This is a genomic window from Natronorubrum halophilum (assembly GCF_003670115.1).
In the GTDB taxonomy this organism is placed as follows: domain Archaea; phylum Halobacteriota; class Halobacteria; order Halobacteriales; family Natrialbaceae; genus Natronorubrum; species Natronorubrum halophilum.
The window spans coordinates 293,192-310,202 of record NZ_QQTY01000001.1 but is presented as its reverse complement, the minus strand read 5'-3'; the positions used below and the strand labels follow the sequence as shown (position 1 = coordinate 310,202).

General features: G+C 61.7%; 23 protein-coding genes. 14 read left to right on the top strand and 9 right to left on the bottom strand.

Features of this window, described 5'->3' with window-relative positions:
- The first annotated feature begins 2 nt into the window (after window positions 1–2).
- The 3 genes from DWB23_RS23385 (at window position 3) to DWB23_RS01450 (ending at window position 1,779) form a co-directional block, all read left to right on the top strand.
- A complete protein-coding gene (locus DWB23_RS23385; protein WP_238717323.1) occupies window positions 3–593 on the top strand; it encodes a mechanosensitive ion channel family protein in 591 nt (196 codons plus the stop codon).
- Window positions 594–1,150: 557 nt separating this feature from the next.
- Window positions 1,151–1,552: a nuclear transport factor 2 family protein gene (locus tag DWB23_RS01455; RefSeq protein WP_121741033.1), complete on the top strand. Its 402-nt coding sequence runs from the start codon at window positions 1,151–1,153 to the stop codon at window positions 1,550–1,552.
- Window positions 1,549–1,779: a hypothetical protein gene (locus DWB23_RS01450; protein ID WP_121741032.1), complete on the top strand. Its 231-nt coding sequence runs from the start codon at window positions 1,549–1,551 to the stop codon at window positions 1,777–1,779. Before DWB23_RS01455 ends, DWB23_RS01450 begins: the two co-directional genes overlap by 4 nt.
- Window positions 1,780–1,811: 32 nt before the next feature.
- Here the strand turns inward: DWB23_RS01450 and DWB23_RS01445 are convergent, their stop codons facing one another.
- Window positions 1,812–2,774, bottom strand: coding sequence for a zinc-dependent metalloprotease (locus tag DWB23_RS01445; protein ID WP_121741031.1), 963 nt, complete (start codon window positions 2,772–2,774; stop codon window positions 1,812–1,814).
- Window positions 2,775–2,908: 134 nt separating this feature from the next.
- Window positions 2,909–3,208 carry a hypothetical protein gene (locus DWB23_RS01440; protein WP_121741030.1) on the bottom strand — a complete coding sequence of 100 codons (300 nt, stop codon included), beginning with the start codon at window positions 3,206–3,208 and terminating at the stop codon, window positions 2,909–2,911.
- 287 nt (window positions 3,209–3,495) lie between these two features.
- Here DWB23_RS01440 and DWB23_RS01435 point away from each other — a divergent pair, with 287 nt between their 5' ends.
- The 3 genes from DWB23_RS01435 to DWB23_RS01425 all read left to right on the top strand — a co-directional run bounded on the left by DWB23_RS01435 (window position 3,496) and on the right by DWB23_RS01425 (window position 5,542).
- Window positions 3,496–3,723, top strand: coding sequence for an LSM domain-containing protein (locus DWB23_RS01435; protein ID WP_121741029.1), 228 nt, complete (start codon window positions 3,496–3,498; stop codon window positions 3,721–3,723).
- On the top strand, window positions 3,720–3,896 hold the full coding sequence (locus tag DWB23_RS01430) for a 50S ribosomal protein L37e (protein WP_121741028.1): 177 nt from the start codon (window positions 3,720–3,722) through the stop codon (window positions 3,894–3,896). Before DWB23_RS01435 ends, DWB23_RS01430 begins: the two co-directional genes overlap by 4 nt.
- A gap of 455 nt (window positions 3,897–4,351) precedes the next feature.
- Window positions 4,352–5,542: a threonine synthase gene (locus DWB23_RS01425; RefSeq protein WP_121741027.1), complete on the top strand. Its 1,191-nt coding sequence runs from the start codon at window positions 4,352–4,354 to the stop codon at window positions 5,540–5,542.
- A 488-nt stretch (window positions 5,543–6,030) separates the two neighbouring features.
- Here DWB23_RS01425 and DWB23_RS23380 read toward each other — a convergent pair whose 3' ends face one another.
- Both DWB23_RS23380 and DWB23_RS01415 read right to left on the bottom strand, forming a co-directional pair.
- Entirely contained in the window at window positions 6,031–6,438 is a 408-nt protein-coding gene (locus DWB23_RS23380; protein ID WP_238717322.1) for a DUF7344 domain-containing protein, read from the bottom strand.
- 58 nt (window positions 6,439–6,496) lie between these two features.
- The gene (locus DWB23_RS01415; protein ID WP_121741025.1) at window positions 6,497–7,162 is read right to left on the bottom strand and encodes a helix-turn-helix domain-containing protein; all 666 of its coding nucleotides are present in this window, start codon (window positions 7,160–7,162) and stop codon (window positions 6,497–6,499) included.
- Window positions 7,163–7,353: 191 nt separating this feature from the next.
- Between DWB23_RS01415 and DWB23_RS01410 the strand changes: the two genes are divergently transcribed.
- The 4 genes from DWB23_RS01410 to DWB23_RS01395 all read left to right on the top strand — a co-directional run bounded on the left by DWB23_RS01410 (window position 7,354) and on the right by DWB23_RS01395 (window position 8,961).
- Window positions 7,354–7,998, top strand: a complete 645-nt coding sequence (locus DWB23_RS01410) for a helix-turn-helix domain-containing protein (RefSeq protein WP_121741024.1) — start codon at window positions 7,354–7,356, stop codon at window positions 7,996–7,998.
- An 84-nt stretch (window positions 7,999–8,082) separates the two neighbouring features.
- On the top strand, window positions 8,083–8,433 hold the full coding sequence (locus DWB23_RS01405) for a HalOD1 output domain-containing protein (RefSeq protein WP_121741023.1): 351 nt from the start codon (window positions 8,083–8,085) through the stop codon (window positions 8,431–8,433).
- Entirely contained in the window at window positions 8,430–8,615 is a 186-nt protein-coding gene (locus DWB23_RS01400) for a hypothetical protein (RefSeq protein ID WP_121741022.1), read from the top strand. The genes DWB23_RS01405 and DWB23_RS01400 overlap by 4 nt, the downstream gene beginning before the upstream one ends.
- A 133-nt stretch (window positions 8,616–8,748) precedes the next feature.
- Window positions 8,749–8,961: a hypothetical protein gene (locus DWB23_RS01395; RefSeq protein ID WP_121741886.1), complete on the top strand. Its 213-nt coding sequence runs from the start codon at window positions 8,749–8,751 to the stop codon at window positions 8,959–8,961.
- A gap of 189 nt (window positions 8,962–9,150) precedes the next feature.
- Here DWB23_RS01395 and DWB23_RS01390 read toward each other — a convergent pair whose 3' ends face one another.
- The 3 genes from DWB23_RS01390 to DWB23_RS01380 all read right to left on the bottom strand — a co-directional run bounded on the left by DWB23_RS01390 (window position 9,151) and on the right by DWB23_RS01380 (window position 11,102).
- Window positions 9,151–9,381, bottom strand: coding sequence for a hypothetical protein (locus DWB23_RS01390; protein ID WP_238717321.1), 231 nt, complete (start codon window positions 9,379–9,381; stop codon window positions 9,151–9,153).
- 71 nt (window positions 9,382–9,452) lie between these two features.
- Window positions 9,453–10,190 carry a DUF502 domain-containing protein gene (locus DWB23_RS01385; protein ID WP_121741020.1) on the bottom strand — a complete coding sequence of 246 codons (738 nt, stop codon included), beginning with the start codon at window positions 10,188–10,190 and terminating at the stop codon, window positions 9,453–9,455.
- A gap of 39 nt (window positions 10,191–10,229) precedes the next feature.
- Window positions 10,230–11,102, bottom strand: coding sequence for a proline dehydrogenase family protein (locus DWB23_RS01380; protein WP_121741885.1), 873 nt, complete (start codon window positions 11,100–11,102; stop codon window positions 10,230–10,232).
- 290 nt (window positions 11,103–11,392) lie between these two features.
- Here DWB23_RS01380 and DWB23_RS01375 point away from each other — a divergent pair, with 290 nt between their 5' ends.
- Window positions 11,393–12,775 carry an aspartate aminotransferase family protein gene (locus tag DWB23_RS01375; RefSeq protein WP_121741019.1) on the top strand — a complete coding sequence of 461 codons (1,383 nt, stop codon included), beginning with the start codon at window positions 11,393–11,395 and terminating at the stop codon, window positions 12,773–12,775.
- Between the two features lie 40 nt (window positions 12,776–12,815).
- Window positions 12,816–13,205, top strand: a complete 390-nt coding sequence (locus DWB23_RS01370) for a Rid family detoxifying hydrolase (RefSeq protein ID WP_121741018.1) — start codon at window positions 12,816–12,818, stop codon at window positions 13,203–13,205.
- Between the two features lie 85 nt (window positions 13,206–13,290).
- Here DWB23_RS01370 and DWB23_RS01365 read toward each other — a convergent pair whose 3' ends face one another.
- Window positions 13,291–13,806 (bottom strand): DUF4870 domain-containing protein, encoded by a 516-nt coding sequence (locus tag DWB23_RS01365; protein ID WP_121741017.1) that lies wholly within the window; start codon window positions 13,804–13,806, stop codon window positions 13,291–13,293.
- Window positions 13,807–13,857: 51 nt separating this feature from the next.
- Window positions 13,858–14,460 carry a helix-turn-helix domain-containing protein gene (locus DWB23_RS01360; protein WP_121741884.1) on the bottom strand — a complete coding sequence of 201 codons (603 nt, stop codon included), beginning with the start codon at window positions 14,458–14,460 and terminating at the stop codon, window positions 13,858–13,860.
- A 222-nt stretch (window positions 14,461–14,682) separates the two neighbouring features.
- Here DWB23_RS01360 and DWB23_RS01355 point away from each other — a divergent pair, with 222 nt between their 5' ends.
- A complete protein-coding gene (locus DWB23_RS01355) occupies window positions 14,683–15,963 on the top strand; it encodes an amidohydrolase (protein WP_121741016.1) in 1,281 nt (426 codons plus the stop codon).
- Between the two features lie 88 nt (window positions 15,964–16,051).
- Window positions 16,052–16,699, top strand: coding sequence for a hypothetical protein (locus DWB23_RS01350; protein WP_121741015.1), 648 nt, complete (start codon window positions 16,052–16,054; stop codon window positions 16,697–16,699).
- The last annotated feature ends 312 nt before the right edge of the window (window positions 16,700–17,011 follow it).

Below are 17,011 nucleotides of genomic sequence, written 5' to 3'. Positions count from 1 at the left end.
CAGTGTCGCCCTCACTGTCGTCGTCCGACGGAGCTGACAGGGTAGCGCAACTCGGGGACGTCGTCGACGGCCTCGAGCTCTCGTGGGTGTTCGCCGTCCTCGCGGTGATCGTGGTCTGGTACGGGTCGAAGCTGCTGACCGAGCGGCTCCGCCCACGACTCGAGGAGCGCGTCCTCCGGCCGACGACCGCGAACGCGGTTTTACTGGCCGGTCGAGTCGCGATCGTCTGCTACGCGCTCGTCCCGTTCGCCGGTCTGCTCGGCTTCCGGCCGGAGAACGTCCTGCTCTCGTTTACCGTCCTCTCACTCGTGGTCGGTGCGGTGTTAGCTCCGATCGGGCGCAGCTACATCAGCGGCCTGTTCATCATCGTTCACCGCCCCTACGAGGTCGGCGACATGATCGAACTCGTCGATCGCGAGGAACGGGGCACGTCGACGACATCACGCTGGGGTACACGCGGATCTACACCCTCGAGAACTCGTTTCTCGTCGTTCCGAACGCGACGTGCGCAACCTCTCGTCCCAGGACGAACGCAGCAGGCTCTCGATCGAGGTCTGCGTCACCTACGAGGGCGACCTCGAACGGGCGTGTGAACTCCTCGAGCGCGCCGCCAGACCGGTCGACGGCGTCATTTCGGGCGGCCCCCCGATCCGCGTCGGCCGTTCGAAGTTCCCCGCGGGCCCGACGGCGTTCGTTCGAGAGTTCGCCGATCACGGGATCCTGATCGACCTCAAGTGCTGAATCGAAGCCCCGTACCTCCCGCTGAAGGTCCGCTCTGCCGTTCACCGCCGAGCGTTCGATGCCTTCGAGGACGAAGACGTCGAGATCGCGTATCCGCACACCCACCACGTCTTCGACGAAACCAGCGGCCGGGCGCGGGTGGGCGTCGAGTCGCTCTCGAGCGGCCCCGAGGCCGGGAGCGGTGTGAATAGGGCGTCCGGTACCAGGACGAACGTCGATCCCCCGCGGAAACGTACTCCGCAGTCGGGCTGGTCGCTCGAGCGGTCGGACGAGCAGCCGACCGATTGAGGCAGCCCTTCCCCTCGACTGAGGCGACGGTCGCGCGATCCTCACTGAAACGACGAGCGCTCTCGACGACCTGCGTCTGCGTCCGGTGAGCCTTTGCAACCGGGCTCCGAACGGGCTAGAAATGAGCACCACCGCCCAGGCTACCGTCCGCGACTACTACGACGCCCTCCGGAACGGCGACCTCCTCGAGCCGTACTTCCTCGAAGACGAATCGACGGTCAAGTTCGGCATCAGCGAGGAACTGTTCGGTTTCGAGAGGGTGCGCGAGGCCCTGCGAAAACAGACCGAAACGACCGCCGATTGGACCGTCGAGAGCGATCGCCTCGAAGTCGCCGAGCGGGACGCGTTCGCCACGTTCGCCGACGAAGTGACGATGGCGTGGACCGACACCGAGTCCGGCGAGGACCGACGCTTCGAGACGCGATGGAGCGGGACGCTGGTTCGATCTGCGGTGGAGCGCGCTGACGACGAGCAGGACTGGCTGTTCGCGACGATGCACGTCAGCACGGCCCGCGAGCTATGAGTCGCGGTCCCGACCGGGACTCCGAACGTGATGGTCGCTCGCGGAACAGTGCGTTGACGAGCGCGTCCGACCAGCTAAAGGGAGGATTCGTCGCTCTCGTCGCGTTCTCCGGCGGCATGATAGCGCTTCAGGGCGGGGCCTCGCCGATCGTCATCGGGCTGGCAGTAGTCGGCGGCCTCGTCGCCGGCGTCGCGTTGCTGTGGTACGTGCTCCGGATTGCCGAGTAGCGCTGACGAGGGGCGAATCGCCAGGGGATAGATCACCGATCGACGCGTCGAATCCACAGCCCCGGCTGGTCGAGTTCGTCGTGCGTCGGGAGGTTCTCGGGACCCTCCCAGACGAGACTCGCCGTCTCGAGGTCTCGAGCGGTGACGACCGTTTCGAAGAAGTTCTTTCCGCGCTCGTACTGTCGCTCTTTGAGACCGAGGCCGAGCAGCCGACGGAACAGCTTCTGAAGCGGGCCGCGACCCTGCCGTCGCGCGTCGAGTTTCCGGCGCAGGTCCGCGTACTCGTCGTCGAAGGCGTGGTCCATCAGGAGCTCCGCGTAGCCCTCGACGACGGTCATCGCCGCGTCGAGGTCGCGGAACGCGTCCCGATCGAACGAGCCGTCCGACAGCGCTGCGATACCCTGTTGCATCCGGGCCTCGAGGTGGTCCGACAGCCACGGCGCGGCTCCGAACTCGGCGGCGTGGGTCACCTCGTGGAAGGCGATCCAGCGGCGGAACCGATCGGCGTCGACGTCGAGTTTCTCGGCGGCGTTCAGGATGTTCGGCCGGACGAAGTACAGCGCGTGGTCGTCCTCGGGCGTCTCGGCGAGCAACAGCGGGTCGTACTGACCGAGGACGTTCCGGCCGAGAAACGAGAGGAGCACGGTCATCGTTCCCGTGTTGATCGTCCGGGAAACAGCGGGGAAGGCACCGGTGGGGACCTGGTCCTCGAGGGTGCCCATGACGCGTTCGAAGGTCGCGATGTTGGCGTCGATCCAGTGGTGACGGTTCTGGATCTCGACGGTGTCGGGAACGTCGAACTCCGCGCCGGACACCGTTCGGATGGCCTCTCGAGCGTCTCGAACGTCACGCGCGTAGGCCTCACGCTCGCCGGGCGCGAGGTCGAGCGAGCCCGGGTCAGTCGCTGCCTTCGCAGCGTCGGCAGCCGACTGCCAGTCGATCATATCGTCACCGGACGCCCCGGCAACGGCCTGAGCGCTACGATAGAGATTCACAGAGACGGGTACGGGAGGCACGCGCAAAAGCGTTCGGCCGCACGAATCGGGGTTGTTGTCAGTCGCTAAATGAGTTGGCGGGCGAGTCAGCGAACGCGTCCAACCCGCTTCCGAAAACAATCCACGGCCGGGTATCAGTTAACGATAACGTCCGGCTGTTCTTCTTCCTCGAGTTCCGGTTCGTCGTCGCCGCGGAACTTTTTCGCGGCGGCGGCGATACCGACGAGGACGACGAGCGCGATCAGGGCACCGATGGCCTTGCCGCCGGAGCCGTCTTCGTCGTCGGCCGCGGCGGCCTCGTCGTCGGTTTCGGTCTCGCGGTCGGCCGTGTCGTCCGTCTCGCCGAACGGCAGCCCTTCGCCGATGGTTCGCGGTCCGAACTGGGGGTCGCCGTCGAGATGCAACTCGATGAGGGTAAATTTCTTTTCTCCCATGATCGGACGCTCAACGAGCGAACACTTAGCCGTTGGGTTTACAGTAGCCACTGAGCGTCGTGCACACCCGGCCGCACGACAGCTGTGTGATCTGTGTGGGGTTTTTCAGTTGTCGCTTGCGTACCTACCGAACGCCACTGCGCTCCGTGATCGACACGGTTCGCGTTACTCCGTTTCGCGATAAATCAGCCGTTCACATCGAAAGGGAGCGGATACAAACGTCCGTTTTCCCCGCTACCGGACACAGGACCGGTACGATTAAGTGTCCGTCACCTGCGCTCTTTCGTATGAGTGGACGACCGCTTGACGTCCTCGAGGCGTCACTTGGCGAACGTGTTAGGGTACGACTCAAGAGTGGTGACGAGTACGTCGGCGACCTCGCTGGTTACGACCAGCACATGAACCTCGTCCTTGAGGACGCGACGATTCCGGTCGAAGGAAGCGTCGAGGAAGAGACGCCGGTCGAAGACACAACCATTATACGCGGCGATAACGTCGTTTCGATCACTCCATGACTGGCGCAGGAACCCCAAGCCAAGGAAAGAAGAACACGACGACACACACCAAGTGTCGCCGTTGCGGAGAGAAGTCTTACCACACCAAGAAGAAAGTCTGCTCGTCGTGTGGCTTTGGCAAATCCGCCAAGCGCCGCAGCTACGAGTGGCAGTCGAAGACCGGCGACAACTGATTGCCGACGATTCTGCCGTCTTCGCTCTCTGCTTTCAACGACCTCGAGTGACGACCACCGCCCGTTCAGTTCTCGCAAAACCGCGATAACGACCGCTCTGGCACCGATTTTCGCGTCGTCCGCGTTCGCCTCACGGCGAGACCGCCGAGCGCCCGCCCCCGTCCGTCGAAACGGGCGATAGACAGCCATTATCGTAACAACTGAAACGAGTTACACACCCATCGCACGACGGCAGCGCGGTTCGGAGCGAACGAAGTGAGTAAGAACCGCGGGAACGCGAATAGCGCGGGATCGGAGATCCCGCGGACCATGCGAACGGGCGCACAGCGCCCGTGAGCAGACGGCGAGCCCTGCGAGCCGTGAGCGAACGGAGTGAGCGAGAACCGCGGACCGTGCGATCAGGTGTGCAATGACTTTCAATGGCTACTATAGTTCGGGCCCGCGAACACTCAGCCATGAAAACGACGGACGCCTTTGCCGGCCTCGAGTGTGTCGACTGCGGCGGGATCTTCGACGTAGACGGATCCCAGCAGTGTCCCGACTGCGGCGGCGCGCTCGATCCGACGTACGACTACGACGCGATCGACCTCGACCGCGAAACGCTCGAGTCGCGACCGTTCGACTCGCAATGGCGCTACGAGGAACTGCTGCCGTTCCCCCGTGAGTCGGCGGTGACGACGAACGAGGGGGCGACGGCGCTGGTCGACTGTCCCGATCTGGCCGCCGAACTGGGCGTCGAGCGCATGCTTATCAAGGACGACGGACGAAACCCGACCGGATCGACCACGGACCGCGGGCAGTCCGTCGCCCTGACGGCGGCCAGCCAGCGCGGCGCAACCGACGTCGCACTCGCCACGACGGGCAACGGCGGGCAGGCGGCCGCCGCGTACGCGGGACGGGCCGGTCTCGAGTCGCACGCCTACGTCCCCTCGCGCTCGAGTTTCACCACGAAGGCGATGGTCAACGTCCACGGCGGCGACATGAACGTCGTCGGCGGCCGGTACGACGACGCCGTCGGCGCGTACGAAGAGGGACTCGCCGAACACGAGTCCTGGCACTCGGTGCACCCGTTCCACACGCCCTACCGTCACGAGGGCGCGAAGACGACGCTCTACGAAATCATCGAACAACTCGAGTGGTCGGTTCCGGACGCCATCGCGTATCCGACCGGCGTCGGCGTCGGTCTCGTCGGCGCGTACAAGGCCGCGACGGAGCTTCGAGAGCTCGGGTTGGTCGACGAGTTGCCTGGGCTGTACGCCGCACAGGCGGAGGGCTGTGCCCCCATCATCGAGGCGTTCGATGCCGGCGGCGACGCACACGAACCGGTCGAGACGCCCGACACCATCTGCGGCGAGATCGAGATCGCGGATCCGCTGGCGAGTTCGCGGGTTCTCGAGGCGCTTCGCGAGACCGACGGCGGCGCGGTCGCCACCGAGGACCGGGACATCCTCGCGGCTGCGGTACAGGTCGCCCAACACGAGGGACTCGAGATGGCGCCGAGTCCGGCGGCGGCCGCGAGCGGCGTGTGGGAACTCGCCGAGCGCGGCGAGTTCGACGGCGACGAAACGGTCGTCATCGTCAACACCGCCTCGGGGAACAAGGAAGGGGACGTGTTGCGAAGTCACCTGATGAGCCAGGGCGTGTAGCGACGGACATAGGGCGCTCGAGGGGGCGTCCGGCGACGGTTCGCTGTTCCCCGGAACTCGGTTCGATGGGAGTACGGCTTCGGTATTCCAAGCTATCCGTGAAACTCACGGTATGTACAGGTAAAGGATGTAACGCAATAGATTGCGATCTGACTGGTACCTGATAGGAATTGCATGCAGAGCATGAGTTCAGCGTTTGGCTTCGATTGTTTCAAGCCGTTTTGATCGATCTTTGAACGCTCTGGTGACCCATTGAGTCAGTTCCAATCATTATAATTAAAAATACCGAAATCGATAGTCTGGTCCGGGAGACTTTCGAAAAAACCACGCGTTGTTGCAAAGTCAGGAAATACGACCTCCCCCCATTCCCACCTATCTTGAATTGCAGCGACGTGCTGAATGGAGCCACTCCTCTTCACTTGGTGAATAACATCACCACGTTGGGCGAGTGAAATGTGTTTGAAACTGGAGCTACTCGATCACACCTCTCACTCGTGGACGTCGTACGATTCGACAAACGTCAGGATATCCCGTTCCAGTTTACCGCCAACAAACTGGACGTACCCCGTTTCAGCCTCGTAGTCGATGATCCGGGCCTCTTCCATCTTTGGGAGATGGGTATGGTGAAGTGCGATTCGGACGCGTTGTCGTTGTTCGTCAGATACCCGGTCCGCGTCTTCGTCTTGAACCCGGTCTGCAACGCGATCTACGAGCGAATCGTATGCCAGTGTCTTCTCGGATGCGTTGTCCAACGCGTTGAGAATGGCACGTCGGTGTTCGTTCGCTACTACCGACAGAATTGTATCGGGGGAGATCGGTCTTTCACGCCCCGAAGGATCGAAACTCTCATCAATTGACTGGAGACCACGTGTCCCCAGCTCTCGACTCTCATCCATACCCACACAGCGTAGGCCCAACTGCCTACTTCTGTTCCATGATGTATAATGGAAACGGTCAGTCCACGTGCGCCGTTGACTCGGGAGTGAGAAGTGCGTACCTCCCGAAGGTACCGATGGCACGACGCAGTCGCTCCGTCACTGCCTGATCGGAAATCCCGATCTCGTCAGCTAACTCTGCGGTCGTACAGCCGCGTGGAATGTCGTAGTATCCCATTCGAACGGCAAGCGTAAGTGCTTCTCGTTGGGGCTCACTCAGGCCGTACCACGGACCAGCCTCGGGGTCCGTTGGGTTGTATATACGGGTTAGATCCAGGGAGATGTGCGCGTCTTCACAACAGTCCTGGCAATGACTCAATGCCTCGCGGTCTGAGAATCGTATCTCGAAATTCCACCCGTCCGGTGATCCAGTAGCACTCAATATTTGCCCCTCGTGACTCAAGATACACTGAAAAAGGTGGTCCTGGCTCGCATCCCAGTCGAGCCTGAACAGCGTCCGGTCGTCGAACACGTCCACCTCCGTGGCGCTGTTGACAGTTGGATAGCGTTCGACGGTCTCGAGGAAGCCGTTTTTGACCGGTTCGTAGACCCAGAAGAGCGGTACGGTAACGTCCCCACTCGGGACGAGCGTTTCGAGTTCGATTGCCGACGCTTGCTCTAGACTGAGAATTTGTCCAAGTTCAAAATCATCGGACGGGATGCGAATCTCCGTTATCACACTCATGCTCGCTTGTGAGACTAGATTGTTCGGTCGTACAAAAGGAGGAGGCATGGTGCACCATGTCTGCCCGGATATCAAACAGGCTCCCCCGCTCGCAGCGCACACTATACAGGCCAACACCTGTGTGTTGTCTCTTCTCGAAGCCATGATACACCACCCATACTGGTTATTTGTCTGCTAGACGAAGGTTCCTCATGGCGACTGTGATGGAGTTTACGAGTCCGGTAGCGGAGTTTCCGTTGGGAAGTGTGTTCGAGAATTTACCGGGTGTGACCGTCGAACTGGAGCGACTGATTCCACACGAGACGCTGATTATTCCGTACTTCTGGGTGCGTGGTGCAGAAACGGAGGACATCGAAGCGTCGTTCGAACAACATGCTGGTGTGAGTAACATCCGAGTGGTCGATAGCGTCGAAGATGAGTATCTCATGCGTGCCGAGTGGGAGCAAGAGTACTTCGGCATCCTGAGTGCGCTTGCCGAGGCCAACGTCGTCGTACTCACTGGAATCGGCACGAAAGACGAGTGGCGGTTCGAGGTGCGTGCCGAGAGTCAGGAGGCGATCGCCGAGTTTCGAGAGTACTCCCAAGAAAACGATATCTCGATAGCGATCACTGCCGTCCACGCCATGCTTCCGATCCAGGGAGAGGGCTACGAGTTGACCGAGACCCAACGCGAGGCACTGATACTGGCCTACGAACGAGGCTATTTCGACACCCCGCGCGAAACATCGCTTGAAGAGATCGCAGACGAGATCGGCATCACCCAACAGTCGCTTTCATCACGCCTCCGTCGCGGGCATCGACGCCTCATTGGAGCGACGCTCAGCAGTTCGTCGTGACCGTTCGGATAGTCGCCCCCTATTAAACCCACTGTATAATCAGTAACCCTATTGAATCGACTCAAACGCCTAGAATCAGTAGCGATGGACACGAAGGTATCTGGGGTTGGAGTCGAAGCGGTCGAGTACGCTCAGGAATCTGGGACCGTTCGCACCAGATTTGATCAGGAGAAGACACCCGCGAGCATGGCTGTTATCGCAACGCTGGCGGACCTACTGGGGACTGATCCTGTTGAACTCGACCCGCTCTATTCTACTATTGACCCCGACGAATTAGATGCGCTTGTCCGCGTTCGAAACGGGACGAACGGAGATTCCCACGTTGCATTCACGCACGAGGGGCACGCGATAACCGCACACAGCTACGGTGTGATTACCATCACACCAGAACACGAACTCACAGCGGAGAAATACGAACGGGGCGCGGGAAGATGACTTCTGAGGCGACCTCGCTTACGTCGAAGGAGGGATTAAACGCGGAGCTGAAAGCCCTCCTTCGCAGGGCCTACGAGAATGAAATCGATGTGGAAGGTGGATTCGAATGTCGGAATGGGGTTGAACATCCTGACTGGGACGTGATCGTCACGGAAGTCGAAAAGAACGAGCATTCGGAGTGACCGACGACGAGGGTTACCGGTCGTCGCAGATAACAGGTCCGTGAGAGAGAAACGCTGTAACGATGATCGCATCGAACGTGTGCTCTCAGCACAACAGTGGCGAGTATTACGTGCGCTACTGGATGAGAGTGCGATGTCTGCAGATCCGATTCTTCGGAAGGAGGAAACTCTTGACGCCGAGGAGTACCTCACGATCTGTTACGAACTCCATCACGTTCTACTCCCCGAATTAGCGGATATGAGACTTGTCGAGTTCGACAGGTTCGAAGACGAGGTACGGCGAGGACTGAGATTCGACGAGGTGCGTCAATTTCTCGAGCAGATCACTGATGATCATGACAAGTAACCCGGAACTGTAATCGCTTCGCTGCTGAATATGCGCCTCGGGGCTTGCACGACGCTACGAACATCATCCATAGGTAGTAAGAATCCCAGCGGTCAGTCCGCAGATGCAGTTACCGAACCGGGTGTTTTATTTCTAAATCTAATCTCTAATATCGAAACCGCATTACCGACTACTGGTACTCACCGAACGTCAGCGAGGGCTGAATCGGCCGGTCCGATAGCCGTCGCCAGTGTCGTCGTCAGCATTCCGCTCGTCGGCGTTCCGGTCCCCGCTCTCGTCAATATCGTCGTAGATGTCGATGTGATGGACCGCACTCGGCGAGAGGAGTCGACCGCCCTCGTCGTAGATGACGACGTCTCGATAGGTGAGCGGGTTCATGTCACCGCTGAATATCGATTCGGTGGAGGTTACCGGAAACATCGCTAGTGAGGGATGACAGCCGTCCAACTGATAGGTGTACCGCGATCGACGGCCGCGACGTCAGTGTGGTCTCAATCGTCGTCGTTCTCCGCCGCCGCGCCGTCACCGTGTCCCTTCTTCGAGTTCTCGAGGGAGTCGGTTCTCGCCTCGTCGACGACGTCGATCGAGACGCCGGCTTCCATCCCGCGGTTTCGGTTCGCGTCGCCGAACCCGGCGCTCAGGACGCGGGTGAGAGCGTCCTCGACGTCCTCGTCGAGTTCGATGATCCGCTCGGGTTCGACCTCGACGACGAATCCCGTCGTGATGTTCGGCGACGTCGGCAAGAAGAGCACTTCGCGGCCGTCCTCGGTGGTCTTCCCGGTCTTGAACGCCGTCATCCATAACCCGTTCCAGGTCTCGAGTTTGACGGGTTTCTGGAGGGATTCTTGCTCGCCGAACGCGGTTTCGGCGGCCATCTTCGACGCGTTGTAGACGACCCGTATCACGGGGACGCGGTTCGCCACGTTGTCGACGACCCGTTCGACGAGTCCGCCGACGGTGGTCCGCATGAGGTATCCGACCGAGAAGGTGAGGATGACGAAGACGGTCAGGGCGACGATGACGCGGAGGAACTGTGCGAGTTGCTCGCGAGTCTGCACGGCCTGCGAGCCGTCCCCGGGAATGAGCGGTCTCAGGGCCCCCGAATCGAGGATGAGACCGGGAGTGATCCCGGCGACGATTCCGTAGAGCCAGTAGATAACGTAAAGGGTAACGAGAATGGGACCGAGAACGATCAGCCCGCTCGCGAAATCCCGTTTCCACGAAGCCATGTACGCCACCTCACACTAGGGGCTAATGAGCCCTTCCCTTTAGCGTCCGAGGATCGCCCTGAGGGCGAACCAGACGTTTTCCTTCCGTTCGGTGACGCGGCGATAGAAGTACGATTTCCACCGATCGCCGTAGGGAACGTACTGATAGACGGAATACTCCTCGGCGAGGTCGTACTGGGCCGTCTCGCGAACCCCCATGAGCATCTGGATCTCGAAGTCGGTACCGTGTTGCTCGTGAAGTTCGATCGCGCGGTCGATCATCGCCGGGTCGTGACTCCCGACCGCGATTCCGCCGTCGTAGTGTTCGAACGCGTACTCGAGAAGGGTTTCGTACTCTCGGTTGATCCGTTCCGAGTCCTGGTAGGCGACGTCGGCCGGTTCGTTGTATGCCCCTTTGACGAACCGAACCTTTCCGGGCACGTCCGCGAGTCGTTCGACGTCCGCGCGAGTGCGTTTGAGATTCGCCTGGACGCAGAGCCCGACACCGGCGTCGGATCCCTGATCCGACGAGGATCGCCCGGTTTCGCCGTACTCGCGGGCGAGCTCCTCGAAGGCGTCCAGCGTCGCGTCGGTCGTCGTGTAGTCCTCCATATCGATCCAGACGAAGACGCCGTGTTCGGCCGCCGCGTCGACCACGCCCCAGAGTTCCTCGCGAAAGACGTCTTCGCCCAGATCGAGCCCCAGCTGTGAGGGTTTGACCGAGATGCAGGCCTCGAGATCGGAGTTCGCGATGTCGCCGGCAAGCGCCCGGTACTCCCCCGCGTCGGATCGAACGGGCGGGCGCTCGTCGTAGTGTTCGCCCAGCAGGTTGACGATCGCCGCGACGTTTCGCTCGTTGAGTCGTTGTACGTGCTCGAGGGCCTGTGCCGGCCCCTCTCCCGCGACGAAGCGGTTCGCGATCGGAGGGATCATGCTCGGCAGTTTGGTCGCCAATTATAAGGGAGTTTGTACGTCTCTCGGACCGGATCGTTCGCCGCGTCGCGAACGGACGGGACCGGCCGAGGTCGAAGCTGATCGCTGATCTCCGTCCGAGAAGTACTGACCTCCATCCGAGGAGCACTGACCGCTGCCCGACGGCGTGCGATTCGAACTCACCGTGGCCGACGCTGCGCTTCGGTAACGCGGAACCATTCAATATTTGTATACACGTTCTATGGATACTGTGGACAAGTTATTAATATCTGTTTCACCTGAGGTGACCTATGACGGCAGGACCGCCGATCGACGACATTCACTTCGACGACGCACCGAACGTCGACTCCGTCCCCGGGCCGAACACCCGAGCGCTGCTCGAGAAACAGGACGAAATCGACAGCAACGCGGTCGCGTACCCGGACGATATTCCCATCGCCTTCGAGGAAGGGAAGGGCGCGACGGTTCGCGACGCCGACGGAAACACCTTCATCGATCTCTTTGCGGGGATCGGCGTGCTCAACGTCGGGCACTCGAACCCCTACGTGCTCGAGGCCGTCCACGAGCAGGCGGACAAGTTCGTCCACACGGTCGACTTTCCGACGGAAGCGCGCCTCGAGTTGATCGAGAAACTCAACGAGATCGCGCCCGCCGGGCTACGGGACCGGAACAAGGTCGTCTTCGGCGGCCCGACCGGCAGCGACGCCATCGAGGCGTCGATCAAGTTGGCGAAATACAACACGGGCGGCGACGGCCTCATCGCGTTCCGCGGTGCCTATCACGGCGCGACGACGGGCGCGATGAGCGTCACCTCGAACAAGAAGTTCAAGGGCCACTACACGCCGCTGCTTTCGGACGTCGTTCACGCGCCGTATCCGTACCCGTTCCGGCAGGACAAGACGCCCCAGGAGGCCGTCGATCACGCGCTCGAGGAGGTTCGGGCCATCGTGGAAGATCCCTACGGCGGGCTGGCTAACCCGGCGGGGATCATCGTCGAACCGATCCAGGGCGAGGGCGGGATCATCACCCCGCCGGACGGGTTCCTCCGCGGGCTTCGCGAGATCGCGACCGACAACGACGTCGTCCTCGTTTTCGACGAGATTCAAAGCGGGCTCGGCCGCACCGGCGAGTGGTGGGCCAGTGACTGGGCGGGCGTTACGCCGGACGTGATGACCTCCGCCAAGGCGCTCGGCGGCGTCGGCTTCCCGCTGTCGGCGACGATGTACCACGAGGACCTCGACACGTGGGGTCCGGGCGACCACGCCGGCACCTACCGCGGCCACGTCGTCGGCATGCGAGCCGGCACCCGCGCCATCGAGTACATTCAGGAACACGACCTGCTCGAACACGCGCGCGAACTCGGCGAATACATTCGGGGCCGGCTTCGCGATGCCGCCGACGAAACCGACCGCCTCGCCGAGATCCGCGGCGAGGGGCTGTTCATCGGGGCCGAGTTCGTCGACGAAACCGGTGCGCCCGACGGCGACGTCGTCGACGCGATCCAGCAGTACTGCTTCGAGCGCGGCGTCCTGATCTGGACGGCCGGCCGACACGGCAACGTCCTTCGATTCCTGCCGCCGCTCGTGCTCACGCACGATCTGGCGGAAACGGCGCTCGATATCGTGGTCGAGGCGATCGAACACGCGACTACCGACGCGACTCAGGCGGCCTGAACCGGTCGTCTCGGTCTCGGATCCGAATTTCGAGTTCACCATGTCCGACACAGACCCCATCGAAACCGACGGCGCACCGAGCAACGACAACCCCTATTCGCAGGGCGTCCGCGCCGGCGACACGTGCTACGTCTCCGGCTACGGCCCCGTCGATCCCGAAACCGGCGAGGTCGTCGACGGCAATGTTCAAGAGCAAACCGATCGGGTACTCGAGAACATCGCGACCGTCGTCGACGAAGCCGGCGGCGACGGCCTCGCCGACGTCGTCAAAGTCACCGTCTATCTGACCGATCTCGAGGACTACGACGCGGTCAACGAGGCCTACGGCGCGAAGTTCGACGAGGAACCGCCAGCGCGCGTCTGCGTGGAGGTCTCGCGGCTGCCCGAGGACGTTCGCGTCGAGTTGGACGCGATCGCGTACCTCGGCTAAGACTCACCTCGCACACTATAGTAGCCACTGAACGTCAATGCACAGCTGATCGCACGACAGCTGTACGATCAGTGTGTAAATCGTTTCAGTTGTTACTATATTTCTGCCCGAATCGCGTGCGTGTCGCGACGAGTCGGAGGAAATCGGGGACGAACAGGTAGTTCCACGCGCCACCGAAGATCGCCTTTCCCATCGCGACGAACGGGAAGATGAAGTTCAGCCACGTGAGCGCGAACATGAGGATCATGACAGCGAGCACTGGAAGGAAGACGAGGGTTTCGATCAATCCGGGCAGAGCGACTCGGTCGACCAGTGCCGACAGGCCGAACACCCCGAGCAACGTCGCCGCGATCGATCCCGTGACGAGCAGTTGCCAGTTGAAGGCGTTTCGCGCGTTGGCTCGAGTGAACTCGTGACTCGAGAACCGGTACACCAGTCCGGCGACGAGAACGCCCCACAACGGAACGATCGCGAAGAAGTGGACGAAGATGCCGAGCAGCGATCGCTCGGCCAAGAGTGCCGGGCCGGGCGGCGTCGACGACTGTTCGGACGGAGACGGTTCGTTCGACGGCGAGTCGGTCGGTGACGTATTCGTGGACATCGTATCGTTGTAATCTACTGTCGTGTTCTCGTGGGTGGCACTCTCGACTCGTCACTTCGGCGTGGACCGCTCGGTAGCCGAGACGGCACTATCGCGGCCGCCGTCGCGAACCGCTCGGGCAATGCGTTCGGCGACGAGCAACACCAGACAGACGACGAAGAGGTTTCCAGCGGCTTCCGCCATCGCCGAGGTTGCCGAGACCGGCGCGTCGAGTCCGAGCGCCCACAGGAGGACGCCGGTACTGAACAGCACGAGCGTGAGCTGAAACCCCGCGAGGACTAGCGTTCTGATACCGGCAGGGTTCCGGAGTCGGAGGAAGTCGCCCAGCGAGAGCGTCTCGAGCGGCGAGTCGTACGCGAGCGCCTGCCGGCCCTCAGGCGAGAGCGGCCAGTTGGATTCGGGATGGTTCACGTAGTAGAGCGTGATCGTCTCGGGATAGGTCTCGGCGGCCACGACGTCGATCTCGCGGAGTTCGTTGAGCCGGTTTCGAATAGTTTCCTTGCTCACCGTCGGCCCCACCAGCGCCTGCAGTTGCTGGATGGAGAAGAACGGTCGCTCGGCCTCGAGCATGACCTCGACGACGTGGCGCTGCGTGAGTTTTTTCTCGAGCGTGGGGTCGATTCGGTCCTCGATCCACACGGGGAGGGTCGTCATCGCTGTTTCGGGCATGGCGTGAGACCGAAGTAAACCCCCGTGAGAATTTGGCGGGCACCAAACGGGAATTTGCGCCCACGAATCGACTTCTGTGGGCTCTTGAAAGAGCGATCGACGGCTCCCTTCTAGGCTATCCTACCAGCTATAAGCACTCTCACGGCGATCGTCTCTATCCGATTATTGATCACGACTAAGTAGCTCCTCCGCCTAGATGCGGCAACAATGTCCTACGATCTGCCCACCAGATTGCGCGACTTACGGCGGGCGTTCCACCGTCACCCGGAACCCGGCTGGCGCGAGTTCCAGACGACGGCTCGGGTCGTCGACGAACTCGAGCGGCTCGGCGTCGACGAGATCGCCGTCGGTCGCGAGTCGCTGGCGACCGACGAGCGCATGGCCGTCCCGTCGGAGACGGAACTCGAGCCGTGGCTCGAGCGAGCGCGCGAGGCGGGGGTTCGGTCGGACATTCTCGAGCGCACCGACGGGGGTCACACGGGCGTCGTGGCGGTCCTCGAGCAGGGCTCGGGCCCCTGTATCGGGTTGCGCGTCGATCTCGATGCGATCTCGATGACGGAATCGGCTGCCGACGACCACCGACCGGCCGCCGAAGGCTTTCGATCCGAACACGACGGCTACATGCACGCCTGCGGCCACGACGCTCACGTCGCGATGGGGCTCGGAACCATAGAGACCGTCAAACACAGCGACTTTACGGGGACGTTGAAGGTGTTCTTCCAGCCCGCAGAGGAGATCTCCGGCGGCGGCAAGGCGATGGCCGCGGGCGGCTATCTCGACGACGTCGACTACCTCCTCGCGGTCCACCTCGGTCTGGACCATCCGACCGGCGAGATCGTCGCCGGGATCGAAAAGCCACTGGCGATGGCGCACCTCACCGCGACGTTCGAAGGGGCGAGCGCCCACGCCGGCAAAGCGCCGAACGCGGGCGCGAACGCGATGCAGGCGGCTGCGACGTCGATCCAGAACGCGTACGCGATTCCCCGTCACAGCGACGGGATGACCCGCGTGAACGTCGGGCAGATCGAAGGCGGCACCGCGAGCAACGTCATCGCCGAGGAGGTGTCGCTCGAGGCCGAAGTCCGCGGCGAGACGACGGCGCTGATGGAGTACACTCGGACGGAACTCGAGCGCGTTCTGTACGCCGCCGCCGAGATGCACGATTGCGACGTCACGCCGCGGGTCCTCGGGGAGTCGCCGCGCGTCGACAGCCATCCGGCGCTCCGGGCGCTCGTCGGCGACGTAGCCTGGGAGATTTCGGGGGTCGAGTCGGTGGTTCCGACGACCGACTTCGGCGCGAGCGAAGACGTCACCTACCTGATGGAGCGCGTCCAAAGTGACAACGGGTTGGCGTCGTACGTCCTCGTCGGGTCGGACCACCCGACGAGCCACCACACGCCGACGTTCGATATCGACGAAGAGAGCCTCGAGATCGGCGTGTCGGTGCTCGCCGATACCGCGGTCGAACTCTCCCGACGGCGGCCCTAGCAGGGCTCTTCGGAGCGCCGATCTGTTTGACAACCATCACGTTCGGCGGATCAGAAACGTTAATTCGCGTGCTCCCTGTGTACCAGATATGAGCCAGGATGACGTGCCGGAGTCGTTACGAACGGCGGCGGACTCGGATCGACCGCGCGGAATTCTCACGCCCTCCGACCGTGATTTCCTGCTCGGCCGGAAAACGGACTACACGGATCATTCGAAAAAACAGAAGCGAAACCGGATTCGACGCCGGGTTCGCAACGCGGTTCTCGATTTCAGCATCCTCTTCGAGTATCTGGAAGAACGTGACCTGAATACGGTCTTCGACCCCGACGACGAGGGGCGCGACGCCTACACGCAGGGAATCACCGACATGCTCGCCTTCCTCCATCTCGGAACGATGGGCTATCACACGCCGTTCAAGGACATGCTCTCGGAGGGCGTCGGGAAGGCCGAACAGCAACTCGCCGGTTCGAACTATCGGATGGTGAACGTCGAGTTCAACGTCAAACCGGTCGGCCAGATCGACGTCGACGAGGTCGTCGAGAAACTCGAGAACGAGGAGTTCGCCCAGCTTACGGACGAGGAACTCCGCGCGTTCGTTCGGCTGTTGACGATGTCGGAGACGTTCTCGCCCGAGGCGACGCGCGAGGAGATCAAAGACCGCGTCGACGAGTTCGGCGAACGGGTAACCGAGAGCGCCGCGGAGCGCGACCGGCAACTCGAGGACATCACGAACTGAGACGGCCGCCGTGTGGCGACCGATTTCCGCCGGCAATCGGATCGTCTGTTGGCTCAGGTTGTGAGCGCGGATCGACTACAGTATGTGAACGAGTACGCAGGCAGTAACTTTCGCTACTCCTGCAATCGCCGGAGACACCAGTTCCAGATAGCGGTTGCGAAGATCATCTTTGAATCCGTGTATCGATTGTTTCCGGGTTTTTTTGGATGAACGTTCAATAACGGTCATCGTGTAGGCCGCCAGCGGCCCGCTCGTCTAATAAACGCAATCTGTGTATGACGGGTACGAAAAGAAAATACTTATACGATATAC

Bases quoted from the DNA above. Each gene is read 5' to 3' on its own strand.
- DWB23_RS01380 (WP_121741885.1), bottom strand. From the start codon at position 11,102: ATGATCCCTCCGATCGCGAACCGCTTCGTCGCGGGAGAGGGGCCGGCA.
- DWB23_RS01405 (WP_121741023.1), top strand. From the start codon at position 8,083: ATGGACACGAAGGTATCTGGGGTTGGAGTCGAAGCGGTCGAGTACGCT.
- DWB23_RS01455 (WP_121741033.1), top strand. From the start codon at position 1,151: ATGAGCACCACCGCCCAGGCTACCGTCCGCGACTACTACGACGCCCTC.
- DWB23_RS01355 (WP_121741016.1), top strand. From the start codon at position 14,683: ATGTCCTACGATCTGCCCACCAGATTGCGCGACTTACGGCGGGCGTTC.
- DWB23_RS01425 (WP_121741027.1), top strand. From the start codon at position 4,352: ATGAAAACGACGGACGCCTTTGCCGGCCTCGAGTGTGTCGACTGCGGC.
- DWB23_RS01365 (WP_121741017.1), bottom strand. From the start codon at position 13,806: ATGTCCACGAATACGTCACCGACCGACTCGCCGTCGAACGAACCGTCT.
- DWB23_RS01400 (WP_121741022.1), top strand. From the start codon at position 8,430: ATGACTTCTGAGGCGACCTCGCTTACGTCGAAGGAGGGATTAAACGCG.
- DWB23_RS01385 (WP_121741020.1), bottom strand. From the start codon at position 10,190: ATGGCTTCGTGGAAACGGGATTTCGCGAGCGGGCTGATCGTTCTCGGT.
- DWB23_RS01415 (WP_121741025.1), bottom strand. From the start codon at position 7,162: ATGAGTGTGATAACGGAGATTCGCATCCCGTCCGATGATTTTGAACTT.
- DWB23_RS01450 (WP_121741032.1), top strand. From the start codon at position 1,549: ATGAGTCGCGGTCCCGACCGGGACTCCGAACGTGATGGTCGCTCGCGG.
- DWB23_RS01370 (WP_121741018.1), top strand. From the start codon at position 12,816: ATGTCCGACACAGACCCCATCGAAACCGACGGCGCACCGAGCAACGAC.
- DWB23_RS23380 (WP_238717322.1), bottom strand. From the start codon at position 6,438: ATGGATGAGAGTCGAGAGCTGGGGACACGTGGTCTCCAGTCAATTGAT.
- DWB23_RS01395 (WP_121741886.1), top strand. From the start codon at position 8,749: ATGTCTGCAGATCCGATTCTTCGGAAGGAGGAAACTCTTGACGCCGAG.
- DWB23_RS01375 (WP_121741019.1), top strand. From the start codon at position 11,393: ATGACGGCAGGACCGCCGATCGACGACATTCACTTCGACGACGCACCG.
- DWB23_RS01430 (WP_121741028.1), top strand. From the start codon at position 3,720: ATGACTGGCGCAGGAACCCCAAGCCAAGGAAAGAAGAACACGACGACA.
- DWB23_RS01435 (WP_121741029.1), top strand. From the start codon at position 3,496: ATGAGTGGACGACCGCTTGACGTCCTCGAGGCGTCACTTGGCGAACGT.
- DWB23_RS01360 (WP_121741884.1), bottom strand. From the start codon at position 14,460: ATGACGACCCTCCCCGTGTGGATCGAGGACCGAATCGACCCCACGCTC.
- DWB23_RS01390 (WP_238717321.1), bottom strand. From the start codon at position 9,381: ATGTTTCCGGTAACCTCCACCGAATCGATATTCAGCGGTGACATGAAC.
- DWB23_RS01350 (WP_121741015.1), top strand. From the start codon at position 16,052: ATGAGCCAGGATGACGTGCCGGAGTCGTTACGAACGGCGGCGGACTCG.
- DWB23_RS01440 (WP_121741030.1), bottom strand. From the start codon at position 3,208: ATGGGAGAAAAGAAATTTACCCTCATCGAGTTGCATCTCGACGGCGAC.
- DWB23_RS01410 (WP_121741024.1), top strand. From the start codon at position 7,354: ATGGCGACTGTGATGGAGTTTACGAGTCCGGTAGCGGAGTTTCCGTTG.